This window comes from Methylobacterium fujisawaense, assembly GCF_039619325.1.
In the GTDB taxonomy this organism is placed as follows: Bacteria; Pseudomonadota; Alphaproteobacteria; order Rhizobiales; family Beijerinckiaceae; genus Methylobacterium; species Methylobacterium fujisawaense.
The window spans coordinates 1,817,821-1,833,775 of record NZ_CP155000.1 but is presented as its reverse complement, the minus strand read 5'-3'; the positions used below and the strand labels follow the sequence as shown (position 1 = coordinate 1,833,775).

Genomic DNA, 15,955 nt, shown 5'->3' with positions numbered 1-15,955 from the left:
CGACGGCCGGGCCAGTCACCGCGCCTCATGCCACGGGTTGATCACCCGCATCGCGGTCTTCTGCGCGGGGATCGGCGTCGCTATCTCGGGGGCCGGCTGTTTCGCCCGCGCCATCATCTGCCGTGCGGCCTGTGCGGGCAGGGTGCCCACCGGCGTGAACAGGCCGGCCAGGACCTTGCGGGTGCCCTTGCTGACCAAGCGCGAGTTCTGGACCGGTTCGAAGTCCCGGATGGCGTGACGCTTGTCGGGATTCCCGGTGAACACCCGGGCGCCGGCATTCAGGACCACGATGTCGCCGGGGCGCAGCGTCTCGTCCTTCAGCAGCGCCGCCGTGGCCCCGCCCTTCATGTCGATGGGGGTCTGGCGCTCGCTGATCTCCCGCTCCTTGACGCGGATCTTTAGCGGCAGCGCCGCGTAACGGGTCTGAAAGCGCCGGCGCGCGGCGCCGAGCCGCGGGCTCGCTTGGCGGCCATACGAACGGCCCTCGAAGGCCGGAGCCTGGGTCTGCGCGGGCTGAGCTTGTTGAACCGCCGGCCGAGCACCGAACAGCATCTCGAGGAAGCCCAGTTCGGCAGCGTGGGCGTGCAACGTCGTCCCGGCGAGAAGGCCGCCGGACGTCATGACGGCCAGCAAACTGCTCGTGCGAAGCCTCATAGCATCCTCCGGAACCGACGCCCGACGTGAGCATCCGACCCTCAACCGCAAGGCGTACTGGAGGGTTCCGGATGATTTACGATCTGCTTAGCAACACCGGTCGACTTCGCGACGGTGCAGTATTCGACACCCCGGTCTATGGACGATGACGCGCTACGGGCGCGTTTCGGGGGGCGAATCGCTGATCAGCCCGGAGCGGATTGCTCGCCTTCGCCGATGCAGTCGAGGGCCCGCTCGACCGCGCTCACGGCATTGAGCAGGTGCTGGACCGTCCGCTCGACCTCGAGCGCGGGGCGACCCATCGCGGCGGCGCGGGCGCTCACATCCTCGAGCTGCTCCAGGAGGGCGAGAAGATCGCCGGCCACGGTCACGACTTCGCAGCGGGCGAGGCGCGTGACGGTGGGACGCGGGCGGAAGGGCAAGACGTTGCTCATTGCCGAGGGTTGTCGCCCGAAACGGTCCGGATTCGCCAGGGGGCGCGGGCCGCGCTCAACACGATTGCCCGTCGGTATCCGCGCTAAACCGGGGGTGTGGTGGATTTTCCGTGGCCGCCGCGCATCGGAGGCCACAGAACGGATTTACACGTTGCGCGCGACCTTGACGGGCGCGCTCCCGGGCTGACCATGCCGCGAGACGTTTCGTCGAGGCCTCGTCCGGGAGATGCCGGAGGGAGGCTCGGCTCCGGCAGGCTTCAGGATTTGCGATGCGCTTGACCCTTCTCGCCCTCTCCGCACTCACCCTCGGTGGCCTGTGCGCCTGCAGCACCAGTGACGGGCCGGACTCGCGCAGCGGGCTGGCCGAGACCTTCAACCTCGACAATTACCGCGCCTCCGGCAACACGAACGGCACCCAGACCCGCCGGGACGTGAACCGCGCCTACACCCAACCCACGCTGCCGACGATCGGCAACCGCGGGATGTGACACCCGCGGTCGCGACGCGTCAGCGCTTGGTGAGCGCGTCCGCGAAGGCGGCGATCCGGTTGCGGGCGTAGACCGGCAGGCCGGCGCTGATCGAGTTGCCGGTGTTGAAGCTCGAATTGCCCATCAGCACCTGCGCCGGCAGCAGGTTCTTGAGGACCGGCACACGGGCGTACTCGGCCTTGCGGTCGAGGACGTCCCCCTTGATCGCCAGGGCCATGTAGGTGGTGACCACCGTCTTGGTCGGGTCGTTCGGCATCGGCTGGAACACGGCGAGGAACTTGCCGAAGCGCAGGATCTGGTTGACCCAGAAGATCGTCTGCTCCAGGCCGCCGACGACGGACGTGTCGATCTTGGTCAGTGCCTTGAGCGCGGCGCCCTGGTCCGGCCCGAGGACCCGCAATTCGCTCTGGAACGAGACGAACTCGGCGATCTTCTTGGCCGACCCTTCCTCCAGCTTGTTGGCGAGCTTCACCCCGAGCGGCAGCTTGCCCTCAAGATCGTAGCGCGACTCGATGCAGGCGCCCGCCCCCTCGCACCAGGGCCGGTCGGGTCGCTTGGCGAAGGCGGCGGCCGGATCCTTGTTGGGGGTCACGTCGGCGGCCGAGATGGCGCGGTGCTTGATCGCCGGATCCATCTTCTGGACGAAGGCGAGATTGGCGAAGGCCTGGAGGTCGATCGCCTCGGCCGGCCGCGGGACGACGAAGCGCCCCTCGGCCACATAGACCTTCAGCGTCTCGTGCCGGGGCTTCGTCACGCCGTTCACCGTGACGGTGTAATCCGGCTCCTTGTAGCCGGGATAGGGGGCGAGCGCCGCCGCCTCGGCCGGCCGCACCTTCAACCAGTCGAGATACGGGATCAGGCCGTTCTCCGGCGCCGACGGATTCTCGCGGTGATCGGTGAACAGGATCTGGCCCGGCTTGATCGCGGCGGGGTCGACGGCCGTGACCGAGGGCACATCCTTGACCCGCTCCGGTGCCGGCGCCGTGTTGGCGGAAGGCGTCTGAGCGCAGACCGGGATGGCCGGGAGAGCGACCGTGAGGGCGGCCGCCAGGGCGGCAGGAAGCTGCTGACGCAACGGGATTCTCATCTCTCGGGGAGGACAGTCAGTAACCGGGATCTTCGCCGAACAGGTAGTCCGGATCGCGGCGGCGCGGCCGGCGCGCGTCGTCATCCCCGCCGAAGGGCGAGCGGTTCGTCTGGCCGGGCCAAGGCTTGTACGGATCCTGCCCGTAGAGATCCACATCGCCCTGCGCACGGCGGCTGCGCGGCGCCGGACGCTCGCCGAAAGGGTCCAGGAAGTCGGCCCGCGGCCGCTCGCCCGTCATGTTGCCGTAATAGTCGCCCGCCACGTTCGCGCCGTCGTCGGTGCCGGCGAGATCGCCGTCCTGGGCATCGGGCCGCATGGCGTAGAGCGTCTCCCGCGGAACGAGGCGGTACTGCGTGTCCGCCATCCGTCCGTCGCCGCTTGTGCGGAAATGCTCGAGAAAGCCGCCGCCCGCGACCCGCACACCGCTGCGCGGATCGACCGCCAGGTCGGCGATGAAGGGGCGCGCCTCGGGGGAGGGGCCCCGCAGCGGCGTCTTGGCGATTCCGTTCGCCCAGGCCGCCTGCAGGATCGCGGAGGCGATCGGCACCGAGACATGGCCGCCGGTCTGGCCGCGGCCGAGGGTCTTGCGGGTGCCGTCGGCGTTGTCGTAGCCGACCCAGACCACCACGCTGATCTCGTTGGTCAGGCCCGCGAACCACGCGTCGTTCTCGTTCTCGGAGGTTCCGGTCTTGCCGGCGACGTAGGCCGAGACCTTCGACAGCGCCGCCGCGGTGCCGTGCTGGGTCACCCCCTGCAGCATGGTCTTGAGCTGGTAGAAGGCGACCCGGTCCGCAGAGGCGATCCGCGCCGGCTCCTTGGCGGGGTGCGTGTAGAGCGGCTTGCCGTCCCGCTCGACGGATTCGAGCGCGTAGGGGGCCGGACGCGCGCCCTCGTTGGCCACTGCCGCGTAGAAGCCCGCGAGGTCCAGCATCCGCACCGGCTGCGCGCCGAGGACGAAGGGATAGTAGGGCTCGCACTCGGCGTAGATCTGTGCCTCCAGGGCGATGTCGCAGACCCGTTTCAGGCTCGCCGGCGCCTTGGGCTCGATTCCACCCTGGAGCAGACGGGCGGTGACGAGGTTCTTGGAGAATTCGAGGCCGCGCCGCAGGGTGGTGGGGCCCGAACCGCCCCCCTCGTAGTTCTTCGGCGACCAGGAATCGCCGGTCCCGCCGATCGGCGGCAGGGTGACGGCGGAATCCATCACCAGGGTGTTGGGCTGCAGGCCGGCATTGAGCGCGGCGAGATAGGTCAGCGGCTTCAGGGTCGAGCCGGGCTGGCGCACCGTCTGGGTGACGCGGTTGAGCTGGCTCAGCGGGTAGGAGAAGCCGCCGGCCATCGCGAGGATCCGGCCGGTCTGGTTCTCAATCACCAGGGCCGCGCCCTGGACCGTAGGCCGGACGCGGATCTGCGCGCGCAGGCCGCCCTTGCCCGAGCCGACCTTCACGCGGATCACGTCGTAGAGCTGCAGCTTGCCTCGGGCGATGCCGGGGTCGAGGACGGCGGTCCGGCCATCGGCGAGGCCGACCTTCATGCCGCCGCGCCCGGTCTCCAGCACCACCGCCATCGGCCAGTGCACGTCGTAGAGCACCGGGCGGGCGCTCTCGAGCGCCAGAAGCCAGGCCGGCTTCTTCTGCGGGACCGCCGCGACCTTCTCGCCACGACGCGCCTTGGCGTCCGCCTTGGCGTCCATCTTGGCATCCGCCTTGGGCGCATCCGTTCGCGCTCCCGTCACCGCGGGCGCCGCCTGGGTCGCCCCCTCCGGTGCAGGAGTCGCGGCCTGGATCCTGCGGACGCTGTCGGCGAGGTTGAGTTCGGGCCCCGCGAAGACCTGACGGCCCGTGGAGCGCTCGTAATTGGCGAGCCCGTCCTGGAGAGCCTCCTCGACGGAGCGCTGCAGGCCCGCATTGATCGTCGAGCGGACGGTCAGCGACCCGGAGGTCAGGGAATCCACCCCCGCGAAGGTGCGGGCCTCCCGATTGAGGAAATCCACCACGTAGAAGCCGGAATCGCGCCGCGCGGTTTCGATCGGCTTCAGCCCGAGATCGGACTTGATCGCCGCGCTCATCTCGGCCTCGGAAATCGCGCCCTCTTCCTTGAGGCGGGCGAGCACGTAGGCGCGCCGCTCCCGCGCCCGGTCCGGATACTTGTCGGGGCTGTAGAAATTCGGCCCCTTGGGCATGCCGGCGAGGAGCGCAGCCTCCGGCAGGGTGAGCTGCCCCACCGGCTTCCCGAAATAGCTCTGCGCCGCCATCTCGATGCCGTAGGCGCCCCGGCCGAGATAGATGCCGTTGAGATAGAGCCCGAGAATCTGCGGCTTCGAGAGGATCCGCTCCAGCCGCGACGCGACGATCATCTCGCGGATCTTGCGCTCGTAGGTGACGTCGTCGCCGACCGAGAGGTTCTTGACCACCTGCTGGGTGATGGTCGAACCACCCGCCGGACGTCCCGGCGAGGCTAGATTGGCGATGAAGGCGCGGATCACGCCGCGCTCGTCGATGCCGTGATGGGTCTCGAAGCGCTTGTCCTCGGCGGCGATGAAGGCCTTCTGCACCAGCGTCGGAACCGCCGTGATCGGCACGACGATGCGGCGCCCGTTCGGCTCGGAGGCCTCGGCGAAGGGCTTGCCGGCGCCGTCGAGGATCCGGGTCATGCCGGGGAGCGCCTTGTCGCGCAGGGCCTCGGCGCTGGGCAGGTCCTTGGTGGCGTTGTCGTAGAACTCGATCACTGCCTTGGCGTCGAAGGGCGAGTTCGCCGGGTTCTCGCCTTTGCAGAACTGCTTGTAGCTCGTGTTCAGCTCGTTCAGGTCGAGCCCGTGCAGGATCTTCGGGGCGGCCGGCCCGGCGACGGTGGACGGATCCTCCATCGCGGTGGTGATCAGCTCGTCGAGGTTGATGTCCTCGATGTCGAAGGCCTTGCGCATGTGGGCGCAGCCGTCGCGCAGCAGGCGCACAACCTCGGGCCCATCGGTGGCTGGATCGAACTGCGTCCGGACCGCCTCCGGCCGGGTCGTGACCTGGCTCAGGGTCAGGGCTGTCGCGAACAGCTTGATCAGGATGGCGTTCATACGGGCCGGGTTCGGGGGACGCGACGGGGCGGGCGCGGACCTTTCGGGAGCGCGCCTGAACAGGGCGTGCACAACGCGGCTGATTTAAGGAGACGCCGCACGGCAACGCTTTCATGGGGTCCCACGTTCGTGAGGCGCGACGACGCCGGGGGGGGCCATGATCAACGACCTGTGGTACAAGAACGCCATCATCTATTGCCTGTCGGTCGGCACCTTCATGGATGCCAACGGCGACGGGATCGGCGACTTCGCTGGGCTCGAGCGACGGCTCGACTACATCCAGGGCCTGGGCGCCACCGCGGTGTGGCTGATGCCTTTCCAGCCCTCGCCCAAGAAGGATGGCGGCTACGACATCGCCGACTATTACGGCGTCGACCCCGATTACGGCTCGCTCGGTGACTTCGTCGCCTTCACCCACGCCGCCAAGCAGCGGGGGCTGCGGGTGCTGATCGACCTCGTGGTCAACCACACCTCGGACCAGCACCCGTGGTTCCAATCGGCCCGCTCCGACCCGGACTCGCCCTATCGCGACTGGTACGTCTGGTCGAAAGAGCGCCCCGCGAGCGCCGACGAGGGCATGGTCTTCCCGGGCGTGCAGGAGACCACCTGGACCTACGATGCGAAGGCAAAGGCGTGGTATTTCCACCGCTTCTTCAACTTTCAGCCGGATCTCAACACCGCAAATCCCGAGGTGCTGGCCGAGATCCTCAAGATCATGGGTTTCTGGATCCAGCTGGGCGTCTCAGGCTTCCGCATGGATGCCGTGCCGTTCGTCATCGCCGAGAAGGGGGCCGATGTGGGCGGCAAGCCCCGCGAGCAGTTCGAGATGCTGCGCGACCTGCGCGAATTCCTGCAATGGCGCCAGGGCGACGCCATCATCCTGGCCGAGGCCAACATCCTGCCGAACCAGGACATGGATTATTTCGGCGACGACGCCGACCGCATGCACATGATGTTCAACTTCCAGGTCAATCAGGCGACCTTCTACGCCCTGGCGGCCCATGATGCGCGCCCGCTCGTCAAGGCGATCGAGCGGACGAAGCCCCGCCCGCTCTCCTGCCAATGGGGCATCTTCCTGCGGAACCACGACGAGCTGGACCTGGGACGCCTGACGGGCAAGCAGCGTCAGAGCGTGTTTGACGCCTTCGGGCCCGAGAAGGGGATGCAGCTCTACGACCGCGGCATCCGCCGCCGCTTCGCACCGATGCTGGCCGGCGATCCCCGCCGCATCCGGCTGGCCTATTCGCTGATGTTCACCCTGCCGGGGACGCCGGTGCTGCGTTACGGCGACGAGATCGGCATGGGCGACGAGCTCGCGCTCAAGGAGCGGGACTGCGCCCGCACGCCGATGCAGTGGACCAGCGAGTATCAGGGCGGCTTCTCCACGGCCGACCGCACGGTGATTCCGCTGATCGACCACGGGCCCTACGGCTACGCGCACGTGAACGTCGCCGACCAGCGCCACGAGGCCGACTCGCTGCTCAACTGGATGCAGAGCATGATCCGTCAGCGCAAGGAGGCGCCGGAGATCGGCTGGGGCGACGTGGTCCCGATGGAGACCGGGCGTCCCTCGGTGCTGGCGCTCCGCTACGACTGGCGCGGCAATGCCATCCTGTGTGTCCACAATCTGGCGCCGGAGCCCGTCGAGGTCGCCATGGCATCCGGCGTGGAGGATCCCGAGCACGACATCCTCGTCGATGTGCTGACCGGCAGCCGCAGCGAGGTCGGCGAGGACGGCCGGCACTGCCTATTCCTGGAAGGCTACGGCTACCACTGGTTCCGGGTCGGGGGCCTCGACGCGCTGCTGAAGCGGCGGCCGGCGTGAGGAAGACCGGCGCCCGGCTCGCCCTCGGCCGGCAAAGACGGTAGGACACGCCTGAGCAAGGTGTAGCATGGCCCGGACGAAGCATTATCCCTCAGACGCGACGATCGCCGACATCCTGCCGGATCTCGCCGACGCTGAAGACTACCTGCGCGAGGTGCTGGTCACCATGAGGCTGTGCCAGAAGCATTACGGCGACGCCTCGGTGCGGATCGGCGTGACCGGCCGGTCGCCGACGCCGTCCTACCGGATCGACCGGCCGGACGAGACGGCGCGGGACGACGGTGCCGTCGAGGCGGGCAGGACCCTGTTCGGAGCCTATGGCGGCCGGTCCCACGACCGGTTCACGCAGGTCAACACCGCGGAGACCCGCTGGAGCTCGCGGGCGCTCGGCATGGCGGAGATGCTGGCGCTTCACGACAGCCTGCGCCGCCCCAGGGGCGACGCGGCCTGAGCGTGCCGCACAGGGTGCCGCCCACCGGCGTTCTGCGCTAGACTGCGGCCGAGGGCGTCCGGAGCGGCGCTGCCTACACGCGGGACGACATGCCAGGTACGCCACGCGCCGGGATCATCCCGGTCACACCCTTCCAGCAGAACTGCACCCTGATCTGGGACGACACGACCAAGGTCGGCGCCGTGGTGGATCCCGGCGGCGATCTCGATCGGATCGAGGCGGCCATCCGCGAGCAGGGCGTCACCGTCGAGAAGATCCTGCTGACCCACGGTCATGTCGACCACGCCGCCGGCGCCGACGAGCTGCGCGAGCGCCTCGGCGTTCCGATCGAGGGGCCGCACCAGGCGGACAAGTTCCTGCTGGATTCCCTGCCCGAGACCGCCGCCAATTACGGCCTCGGCGCGGCCCGGCCCGTCACGCCCGACCGCTGGCTCGACGAGGGCGATGCCGTGACGGTCGGCGGTCTCGGCTTCGACATCCTTCACTGCCCCGGGCACTCGCCCGGCAGCGTCGTGTTCGTGAGCCGGGACGCGCGGTTCGCCCTGGTCGGCGACGTGGTGTTCAAGGGCTCGGTCGGCCGCACCGACCTGCCGGGCGGCAACCACGAGCAGCTGATCCGGGCCATCAAGGACAAGGTCCTGCCGCTGGGCGACGACATCGCCTTCATCCCGGGCCATGGCCCGACGAGCACGCTCGGCGAGGAGCGTGTCTCAAATCCTTTCCTGCAGGACTGACCGACATCATGGACAAGCGCCGCATCGGCCGCTCCGACCTGACGGTCGCGCCGTTCTGCCTGGGCGGCAACGTCTTCGGCTGGACCGCCGACGAGGCGACCGCCTTCGCGATCCTCGACCGGTTCGTGGAGAGCGGCTTCGATTTCATCGACACCGCCGACGTCTATTCGCGCTGGGCCCCCGGCCATGTCGGCGGGGAATCCGAGACGGTGATCGGACGGTGGCTGGCCGGCCGTCCGGGCGTCCGGGACAGGATCGTGCTGGCGACCAAGGTCGGGATGGACATGGGCGAGGCCGGCAAGGGTCTCTCGGCGGCCCATATCGAGCGGGCCTGCGAGGCCTCGCTGCGGCGGCTGCGGATCGACCGGATCGACCTCTACCAGTCCCATGTCGACGATACCGACGTGGCCCTGGACGAGACCCTGCGGGCCCATGAGCGCCTGATCGCGGCGGGCAAGGTCCGCGCGATCGGCGCCTCGAACTACAGCGCGGCGCGGCTCAAGGAGGCGCTGACGATCGCCGCCTCCGCGGGACTGCCGCGCTACGAATGCCTCCAGCCGGATTACAGCCTCGCCCAGCGCGGTTACGAGGCCGAGCTGGAGCCGCTCTGCCGGGCCGAACAGATCGGCGTCATCGGCTACTTCTCGCTGGCCGCGGGCTTCCTCACCGGCAAGTACCGCAGCGCCCAGGACGCGACGGGACGGGCCCGTGAGAACCGCGTCGCCAAGTACCTCAACCCGCGCGGTCTCGCGCTGCTGAACGTGCTCGATTCGGTCGCGCAGACGCACGGTGCCAGCCCGGCCCAGGTGGCGCTTGCCTGGATCATCGCCCGCCCCGGCATCACGGCGCCCATCGCCAGCGCGACCTCGGTGGCGCAACTCGACGAGCTCCTCGGCGCCGTCCGGCTGACCCTTTCGCCGGAGGCGATCGGCCGCCTCGACACGGCGAGCGCGGGCGGCATCGAGGGCTAACGCGGCGTTAAGCGGCGAGCGTCACAAAAGCTTCGGGACGGGCCCGCCGCGGGCCCGTAAAATCGTGCAATCTCAACGCGGAACCCCTATATCAGGCGGATCAAGCGAGAGTTCAGGCGCGGGCACCCGACGGCGCATCTGCCACCGACGCGATCAGGCCCGCCTGCCCGAGGAAGTTCATGGCCGACACCCCCCAGACCGAGCCTGCCGATTACGGCGCGGAATCGATCCGCGTGCTGAAGGGCCTCGATGCCGTCCGCAAGCGCCCCGGCATGTATATCGGTGATACCGATGACGGCTCCGGCCTCCACCACATGGTGTATGAGGTCGTCGACAACGCCATCGACGAGGCCCTGGCGGGCCACGCCGACCTCGTCACCGTCACCCTCAACGCCGACGGTTCGGTCACGGTTTCCGACAACGGCCGCGGCATCCCGGTGGACATCCACAAGGAGGAGGGCGTCTCGGCGGCCGAGGTCATCATGACCCAGCTGCACGCGGGCGGGAAGTTCGATCAGAATTCCTACAAGGTCTCCGGCGGCCTGCACGGCGTCGGCGTCTCGGTGGTGAACGCCCTGTCGTCGTGGCTTCGCCTGCGCATCTGGCGTAACGACAAGGAGCACGCGATGGAGTTCCGCCACGGCGACGCCGTGGCGCCCCTGGAGGTCGTCGGGCCCGGCAACGGTCGGCGCGGGACGGAGGTCAGCTTCCTGCCCTCCACCGAAACCTTCACGATGATCGAGTTCGATTACGGGACGCTGGAGAAGCGCCTGCGTGAACTCGCCTTCCTCAATTCCGGCGTGCGCATCGTCCTGACCGATGCCCGCCATGCCGAGAAGAAGCGCGAGGAGCTGTACTACGAAGGCGGCATCGAGGCCTTCGTCCGGTACCTCGACCGCTCCCGCAAGCCGATCGACGGCATGACCAGCCCGGTGGTCGTCAGTTCTGAGCGCGACGGGATCCGCGTCGAGGTCGCGTTCTGGTGGAACGACTCGTTCAACGAGACCGTGCTGCCCTTCACCAACAACATCCCGCAGCGGGATGGCGGCACCCATATGGCCGGCTTCCGGGCGGCCCTGACCCGGCAGGTCACCGGCTATGCCGAATCCAGCGGCATCGCCAAGAAGGAGAAGGTGTCGCTCACCGGCGAGGATTGCCGCGAGGGCCTCACCGCCGTCATCTCCGTGCAGGTGCCGGACCCGAAATTCTCGTCGCAGACCAAGGACAAGCTCGTCTCGTCCGAGGTCCGGCCCGCGGTCGAGAACGTCCTCAACGAAGGCTTGTCGACCTGGCTCGAGGAGAATCCGAGCCAGGCGCGGTCGGTCATGGCCAAGGTGGTCCTGGCGGCCTCGGCGCGCGAGGCCGCCCGCAAGGCCCGCGAGACCGTGACCCGCAAGGGCGCCCTCGACATCGCCTCGCTGCCCGGCAAGCTCGCCGATTGCCAGGAGCGCGACCCGACGAAGTGCGAGATCCTTCTCGTCGAGGGTGATTCCGCCGGCGGCTCGGCCAAGCAGGGCCGCGACCGGACCTTCCAGGCGGTGCTGCCGCTGCGCGGCAAGATCCTGAACGTCGAGCGCGTCCGTGCCGACCGAATGCTGTCCTCGGCCGAGATCGGCACGCTGATCACGGCGCTCGGCGCCGGGATCGGGCGCTCCTCGACCGACCGCGAGGGCTTCAACCCGGAGAAGCTGCGCTACCACCGCATCATCATCATGACCGATGCGGACGTGGACGGCTCGCACATCCGGACGCTGCTTCTGACCTTCTTCTTCCGGCAGATGCCGGAATTGATCGACCGCGGCCATCTCTACATCGCGCAACCGCCGCTCTACAAAGCGGAGCGCGGCCGGAAGGCGATCTACCTGAAGGACGAGCGCGCCCTTGAGGATTACCTGATCGACCAGGGGACCGACGGGGCGATCCTGCGCCTCTCCACCGGTGCGGAATTCGCCGGGCCTCAGCTCAAGAGCCTCGTCGAGGAGGCGCGGACCTTTCGCAATATCCTGCAGGGCCTGCACACGCGCTACGACCGCGCCGTGGTCGAGCAGGCGGTGCTGGCCGGCGCCTTCGACCCCGAGGCGGCCTCGCGGACCGGCGAGGCCGAGGTGCTGGCCGACCTGACCGCCCGCCGGCTCGACGCCATCGCGGACGAGATCGAGCGCGGCTGGCAGGGCGAATCCTTCGAGGGCGGCTATCGCCTCAGCCGGACGCTGCGCGGCGTCCGGCAGGTGGCGACCCTCGATCTCGGCCTGATCACCTCGCAGGAAGCCCGGCGCCTGTCTGAGCGGGCCGACGCCTTCCGGGAAATCTATGGCGAACCCGCCACCCTGATGCGTAAGTCCGACGAGACCGTGCTGCACGGGCCCGTCGCCCTGTTCGAGGCGGTGATGGCGTTTGGCCGGAAGGGCCTGCAGCTCCAGCGCTACAAGGGCCTCGGTGAGATGACCGCCCAGCAGCTCTGGGAGACCACCCTGGATCGCGACGTGCGCTCCTTGCTGCAGGTCAAGGTGAAGGACGTGACCGACGCCGACGACCTGTTCGTGAAGCTGATGGGCGATGTGGTGGAGCCGCGGCGCGAGTTCATTCAGGAAAACGCCCTCAGCGTCGCCAATCTGGACGTCTAGGGTTCAGCCTGTTGGTCTGTCGTTCCGAAAATGCGAGAGTGTCAGGAAATAATGCGAGGTTTTCTGGCTACTCGTTTAAGGAAGGCGGGTTGACCTAAGAGTCGAAAATCGCTTGATTTTTTTTGCATTGGTTACGTGGGAAATGGCCCGGTTCGCCACTGGCGAGCCGGATACCGGGGCACAACCCGCGGGAGGTGACGTGGGCTGGCCTACGCCGATCACGCTGGCAGCCGCAACGCTTCCAGCCGCTTTAAAGCTGTAAATCTCGCCTTGGACGGCAAAATCTAATGCTTAGACGAAGGTACGCCTCGATACTGGGCTACAATCCGCGTCTAGTCGTCCGAACATCGCCGGAGAAGGGCGAGGGATTTCTTGGGTGGGTGCTGCGACTGACCCAAATCAACGGCTACGAATTTTCTGAATGGATCTTACGTTCGGCGGGCATGAGAGCGCCAGACCTTCTCGCGCGTGAAGGCGTAATAGAGCGTCTGCACTCGATGACCGAAGTAGCTACGCGTGATCTGCAGACGCTCGTCCCACGAATGGATACCGCAGGTTGGCGGTGGGCGGAAATACCGGGGATGGACATCTCGGTGGCCCTATTCGACGCACGAAGGCCAAAGGTCTGCCCCATCTGCTTGGTTGAAAAGGGGTTCGTCCAAGCGGCTTGGGGGCTTCGTATCTGGAGCTGCTGTCCGTACCATGAATGTAGGCTCGTGAGCGCGTGTCCGCGCTGCGGCTCGCCGATCACTTGGAGGCGTCGACACATCGATCTTTGTCCAAACCCTAGCTGCTGTGGCCGCTACTCCTGTTCGGCAATCACGAGGGCCAGCGACGAGGAAGTTGAGTTGGCCCTTCTCCTGGGTGAGGCACTCCGTTCGGACGCGCTCCCGCGCCGCTCGGCCCTGAGCGATGCGTTCGGCATGTTGCCGCCTCAGGATATAGTAACCATGGCAAGCCGGCTCGGCTTCAGACGCATGCGCGAGACTTACCGCGGAAGCCCCACCGCTGCCGACAACGCGGAAGCTGCGATGAAGGCTGCCCGAATGTTGTCCAACTGGCCGTCGGGCTTCCACGACTTCATCAAGTCACAGAGAGTTTTCGCGTCCGCCTCGACGGCGGGCGGGGGGGCTCAGGATCCTGAGGTCGCATTCCTGCTCCGGCAAAGCGGGAACGGTGAGTTCCTCTTGCCCGCTCAGGCTAGATTCATCTTTGCGAAGGAGTTCCAGAACTTCTTGGACGTTATGGGAGATGGTCGCGCCCCGGCCCTGCGGCAGGCCCTTGCGGGCGACGAGTATTCTGACCGATGGATGACCCGCCCGCAGGCGGCTCGGGCGCTCGGGATCGACCGGAGGACGCTGGCACGTATGGCTGGTGACGGGTCGCTCGTAGGTACACGACTTGTCCAGAACGACAAGACGTTCATGTTCGTGGATCGCCACGAAATCGAGTTACGACTGAAAGCAAACGGGTCAGGCAAGACGCTCACGGACCTTCGCGTCGCTGGCGAAGCCATTTCCCACGGAAGTGCGGGCCGATTGCTGGGGGTCAAACCCGACAAGGTAGCGCTTTTATTGAACGACGGCCTTTTAACCGGCATAAACGGGACATCGGGAAGATTCATCAGCCGGACGTCAGCCGTTCGATTGATCGAAAAAATGGAAGCCATGCTGCCCGATGGCGGCAGCCACGCGGACCGACGGATTACCTACGACACGTGTGAAGTCGTCCAACGCGTGCGAGGTCTCGGGGTGGCGTCTATCGTCCGCGCGGTTCTGGCAGGTAAACTACGTCCGAGGCTCATCTTGATCGATGGTACCGGACTGCGGCGGATCGGTTTCCTGCGCACGGAGGTCGCACGATTTCAACGGGACCATCGGAAATCGGCTGGATGTGTTCACATCTCCGACGTGGCCCGCCTGTTGGATTGTTACAATATAGACGTGCGACGGCTGATTGCGATGAGCCTTCTTCGACAAGGAAAAACAGATATTGACGTGGACGCTGAAAGCATTCAGCAGTTCAGATCCAATTATATTTCAAGTCGGTCGTTTGCGAGAAAGCATGGCACCACGACGAATAATATCGAACAAATCTTCCGGAAGATGGAAGTAGAGCCAGTATTGTCTGCAACCGATCCACGAGTCAGCACGACGTTCTGGCGTCAAAAAGATACAATGCGATTGCTGGGCCGGGTCGGGAAAAGGCGCGTGGCCGTCGGCGACAAAGGCTAATCGGTGGCCTGCATTGCGAGATCGAAGCAATCATCGGCCATCTCATGCTTATATTCAGAAATTTCCGCTCCGAACGAAGAGGTCAACCTATCGGAAGGCCCGCTCAACGGCTGTAGTAGTGGCGCTGCTCGATTTGATCCAAGTTGCTCGGCCACATAATCATCTCGGGGGTCCTATTCCGTTTCCTTAATCGAAACGAGCGAAGCGGTCTCCGCGGAGAATGTCGACGGAGGAGTGCCTGTCGTCGCCGAGGCTCGGGTAGGCGAACGGCGACCGGTCTCTGTCCTCCCGGGACGGGCGCGGGCCCGGTCATCCCTCGCCATCTTGCCGGGGCGCGAAACAACGACCGCGTCGTGAACCATCTCCAGCTTACGGAGACCCTCGATCAATTTCGGGTGCTCCTCCGTGCGGAAGGTGTCGTCCCACACGAACGGGATCAGCACGCGCCATCTCGGGTCCACGCGGTATAGCGCCGCGTCCGCCGCGATCTCCTCAACCACCTTGGCGAACGAAACGACGGGACGGACGAACTTCACCTCTATGACGAGGCCGAGGCTCGGCACCGTCAGGTCCATCCGGGGGTTCTTGTGCCCGACCGGGGGCGTGTACTCCTCCGCGTTGAGGTCGGGGAAGAGCGAAGCCAGGATCGCCCAGAGCATGTTCTGGACGTGGTACTCGCTCTCGATCTCCCAACGGACGAGCCGGGACTTGGTCGTGCGGGGCCGCTCCTCCCAGGTCCAGAGCCTCAACGACCTCTCGACGCCCTGCAGCACCCGCAGGACGTCGTCCGGTTCGAGGCGCCCGAGGCGGGCCGGCATGTTGGTCTCGCACAGGGCGTCGAACGCACGGAGGGCTATCGACGCGTGCGCAGGGCCGCCCATGGCGGGCTCGAAGCGCAACGCGTTGCTCCACGCGGGCCGACGGCAATCCGGGTCGGCCGGGACGACGCCGAGTTCGGCGAGCGCGACCCTTGCCTCCGGCAACATCGCCGCGAGGTCGCGCCGGGCCGGCGCTTCTAAGATGTGCGCCGCCGCGGTCATAAGGGAACGGTTGAAGTCCGAGAGCCCCGCGGCCGAAGCGCCTCGCACGACCAGCACGCCGAGCCACTCGGCATCCCGGAGGTCGAGCAGGCGGCGCACGCCCAGCGCGAGGCCGAGGGCGGATGGGCCGTCGGCCTCAAGGGTCGGCGGCTGATGCGGCCTGAACCAGCTTCGACTGCCGAGCCACACGACGCCATCGCGGAATGGGACGGAAAACACCTCGGCAAGGCGTGGATCGGTCGAGGCGTAGCCGAGAATCGCCACGTGGCCGGCGGATCGCGCGCCGGGCGACCCCAACGCCATCGCGGCGCCCTTGGCGAGTTCCACCATCGGATCCGCGATCCCAAGC

12 protein-coding genes and 1 pseudogene are annotated in these 15,955 nt (G+C 67.1%); 8 read left to right on the top strand and 5 right to left on the bottom strand.

What is annotated here, in order from left to right; genetic code table 11:
• Positions 1 to 15 precede the first annotated feature (15 nt).
• Together ABC766_RS08870 and ABC766_RS08865 are read right to left on the bottom strand one after the other, a co-directional pair.
• Positions 16 to 654 (bottom strand): hypothetical protein, encoded by a 639-nt coding sequence (locus ABC766_RS08870; protein WP_345821862.1) that lies wholly within the window; start codon positions 652 to 654, stop codon positions 16 to 18.
• A gap of 185 nt (positions 655 to 839) precedes the next feature.
• Complete coding sequence (locus ABC766_RS08865; protein ID WP_345821861.1) at positions 840 to 1,088, bottom strand: hypothetical protein; 249 nt, start codon at positions 1,086 to 1,088, stop codon at positions 840 to 842.
• A gap of 269 nt (positions 1,089 to 1,357) precedes the next feature.
• On the opposite strand from ABC766_RS08865, the gene ABC766_RS08860 reads away from it, so the two are divergent.
• A complete protein-coding gene (locus tag ABC766_RS08860) occupies positions 1,358 to 1,576 on the top strand; it encodes a hypothetical protein (protein WP_020091673.1) in 219 nt (72 codons plus the stop codon).
• Between the two features lie 19 nt (positions 1,577 to 1,595).
• On the opposite strand, the gene ABC766_RS08855 is transcribed toward ABC766_RS08860, so the two are convergent.
• The gene (locus ABC766_RS08855) at positions 1,596 to 2,651 is read right to left on the bottom strand and encodes a hypothetical protein (protein ID WP_345822702.1); all 1,056 of its coding nucleotides are present in this window, start codon (positions 2,649 to 2,651) and stop codon (positions 1,596 to 1,598) included.
• 28 nt (positions 2,652 to 2,679) lie between these two features.
• Positions 2,680 to 5,727: a penicillin-binding protein 1A gene (locus ABC766_RS08850; RefSeq protein ID WP_345821859.1), complete on the bottom strand. Its 3,048-nt coding sequence runs from the start codon at positions 5,725 to 5,727 to the stop codon at positions 2,680 to 2,682.
• A gap of 157 nt (positions 5,728 to 5,884) precedes the next feature.
• Between ABC766_RS08850 and ABC766_RS08845 the strand changes: the two genes are divergently transcribed.
• The 7 genes and pseudogenes from ABC766_RS08845 (at position 5,885) to ABC766_RS08820 (ending at position 14,566) form a co-directional block, all read left to right on the top strand.
• Positions 5,885 to 7,552, top strand: coding sequence for an alpha-amylase family protein (locus tag ABC766_RS08845; protein ID WP_043755248.1), 1,668 nt, complete (start codon positions 5,885 to 5,887; stop codon positions 7,550 to 7,552).
• Positions 7,553 to 7,619: 67 nt separating this feature from the next.
• Positions 7,620 to 8,003: a hypothetical protein gene (locus tag ABC766_RS08840; RefSeq protein ID WP_345821857.1), complete on the top strand. Its 384-nt coding sequence runs from the start codon at positions 7,620 to 7,622 to the stop codon at positions 8,001 to 8,003.
• Between the two features lie 89 nt (positions 8,004 to 8,092).
• Complete coding sequence (locus ABC766_RS08835) at positions 8,093 to 8,737, top strand: MBL fold metallo-hydrolase (protein ID WP_043380910.1); 645 nt, start codon at positions 8,093 to 8,095, stop codon at positions 8,735 to 8,737.
• An 8-nt stretch (positions 8,738 to 8,745) separates the two neighbouring features.
• A complete protein-coding gene (locus tag ABC766_RS08830; protein ID WP_345821856.1) occupies positions 8,746 to 9,708 on the top strand; it encodes an aldo/keto reductase in 963 nt (320 codons plus the stop codon).
• A gap of 179 nt (positions 9,709 to 9,887) precedes the next feature.
• The gene (gene gyrB, locus ABC766_RS08825) at positions 9,888 to 12,332 is read left to right on the top strand and encodes a DNA topoisomerase (ATP-hydrolyzing) subunit B (protein ID WP_345821855.1); all 2,445 of its coding nucleotides are present in this window, start codon (positions 9,888 to 9,890) and stop codon (positions 12,330 to 12,332) included.
• A gap of 287 nt (positions 12,333 to 12,619) precedes the next feature.
• Positions 12,620 to 13,036 (top strand): annotated as a pseudogene (locus ABC766_RS33985) (TniQ family protein); the annotation flags it as partial.
• 246 nt (positions 13,037 to 13,282) lie between these two features.
• A complete protein-coding gene (locus ABC766_RS08820) occupies positions 13,283 to 14,566 on the top strand; it encodes a hypothetical protein (RefSeq protein WP_331302679.1) in 1,284 nt (427 codons plus the stop codon).
• 173 nt (positions 14,567 to 14,739) lie between these two features.
• Here ABC766_RS08820 and ABC766_RS08815 read toward each other — a convergent pair whose 3' ends face one another.
• Positions 14,740 to 15,936 carry a hypothetical protein gene (locus ABC766_RS08815; RefSeq protein WP_345821854.1) on the bottom strand — a complete coding sequence of 399 codons (1,197 nt, stop codon included), beginning with the start codon at positions 15,934 to 15,936 and terminating at the stop codon, positions 14,740 to 14,742.
• Between the last annotated feature and the right edge of the window lie 19 nt (positions 15,937 to 15,955).

What these genes read in the sequence shown, in the direction of transcription:
- gyrB (WP_345821855.1), top strand. Translation starts at nt 9,888, where the DNA reads ATGGCCGACACCCCCCAGACCGAGCCTGCCGATTACGGCGCGGAATCG.
- ABC766_RS08850 (WP_345821859.1), bottom strand. Translation starts at nt 5,727, where the DNA reads ATGAACGCCATCCTGATCAAGCTGTTCGCGACAGCCCTGACCCTGAGC.
- ABC766_RS08830 (WP_345821856.1), top strand. Translation starts at nt 8,746, where the DNA reads ATGGACAAGCGCCGCATCGGCCGCTCCGACCTGACGGTCGCGCCGTTC.
- ABC766_RS08835 (WP_043380910.1), top strand. Translation starts at nt 8,093, where the DNA reads ATGCCAGGTACGCCACGCGCCGGGATCATCCCGGTCACACCCTTCCAG.
- ABC766_RS08860 (WP_020091673.1), top strand. Translation starts at nt 1,358, where the DNA reads ATGCGCTTGACCCTTCTCGCCCTCTCCGCACTCACCCTCGGTGGCCTG.
- ABC766_RS08820 (WP_331302679.1), top strand. Translation starts at nt 13,283, where the DNA reads ATGGCAAGCCGGCTCGGCTTCAGACGCATGCGCGAGACTTACCGCGGA.
- ABC766_RS08870 (WP_345821862.1), bottom strand. Translation starts at nt 654, where the DNA reads ATGAGGCTTCGCACGAGCAGTTTGCTGGCCGTCATGACGTCCGGCGGC.
- ABC766_RS08865 (WP_345821861.1), bottom strand. Translation starts at nt 1,088, where the DNA reads ATGAGCAACGTCTTGCCCTTCCGCCCGCGTCCCACCGTCACGCGCCTC.
- ABC766_RS08845 (WP_043755248.1), top strand. Translation starts at nt 5,885, where the DNA reads ATGATCAACGACCTGTGGTACAAGAACGCCATCATCTATTGCCTGTCG.
- ABC766_RS08840 (WP_345821857.1), top strand. Translation starts at nt 7,620, where the DNA reads ATGGCCCGGACGAAGCATTATCCCTCAGACGCGACGATCGCCGACATC.
- ABC766_RS08815 (WP_345821854.1), bottom strand. Translation starts at nt 15,936, where the DNA reads ATGGTGGAACTCGCCAAGGGCGCCGCGATGGCGTTGGGGTCGCCCGGC.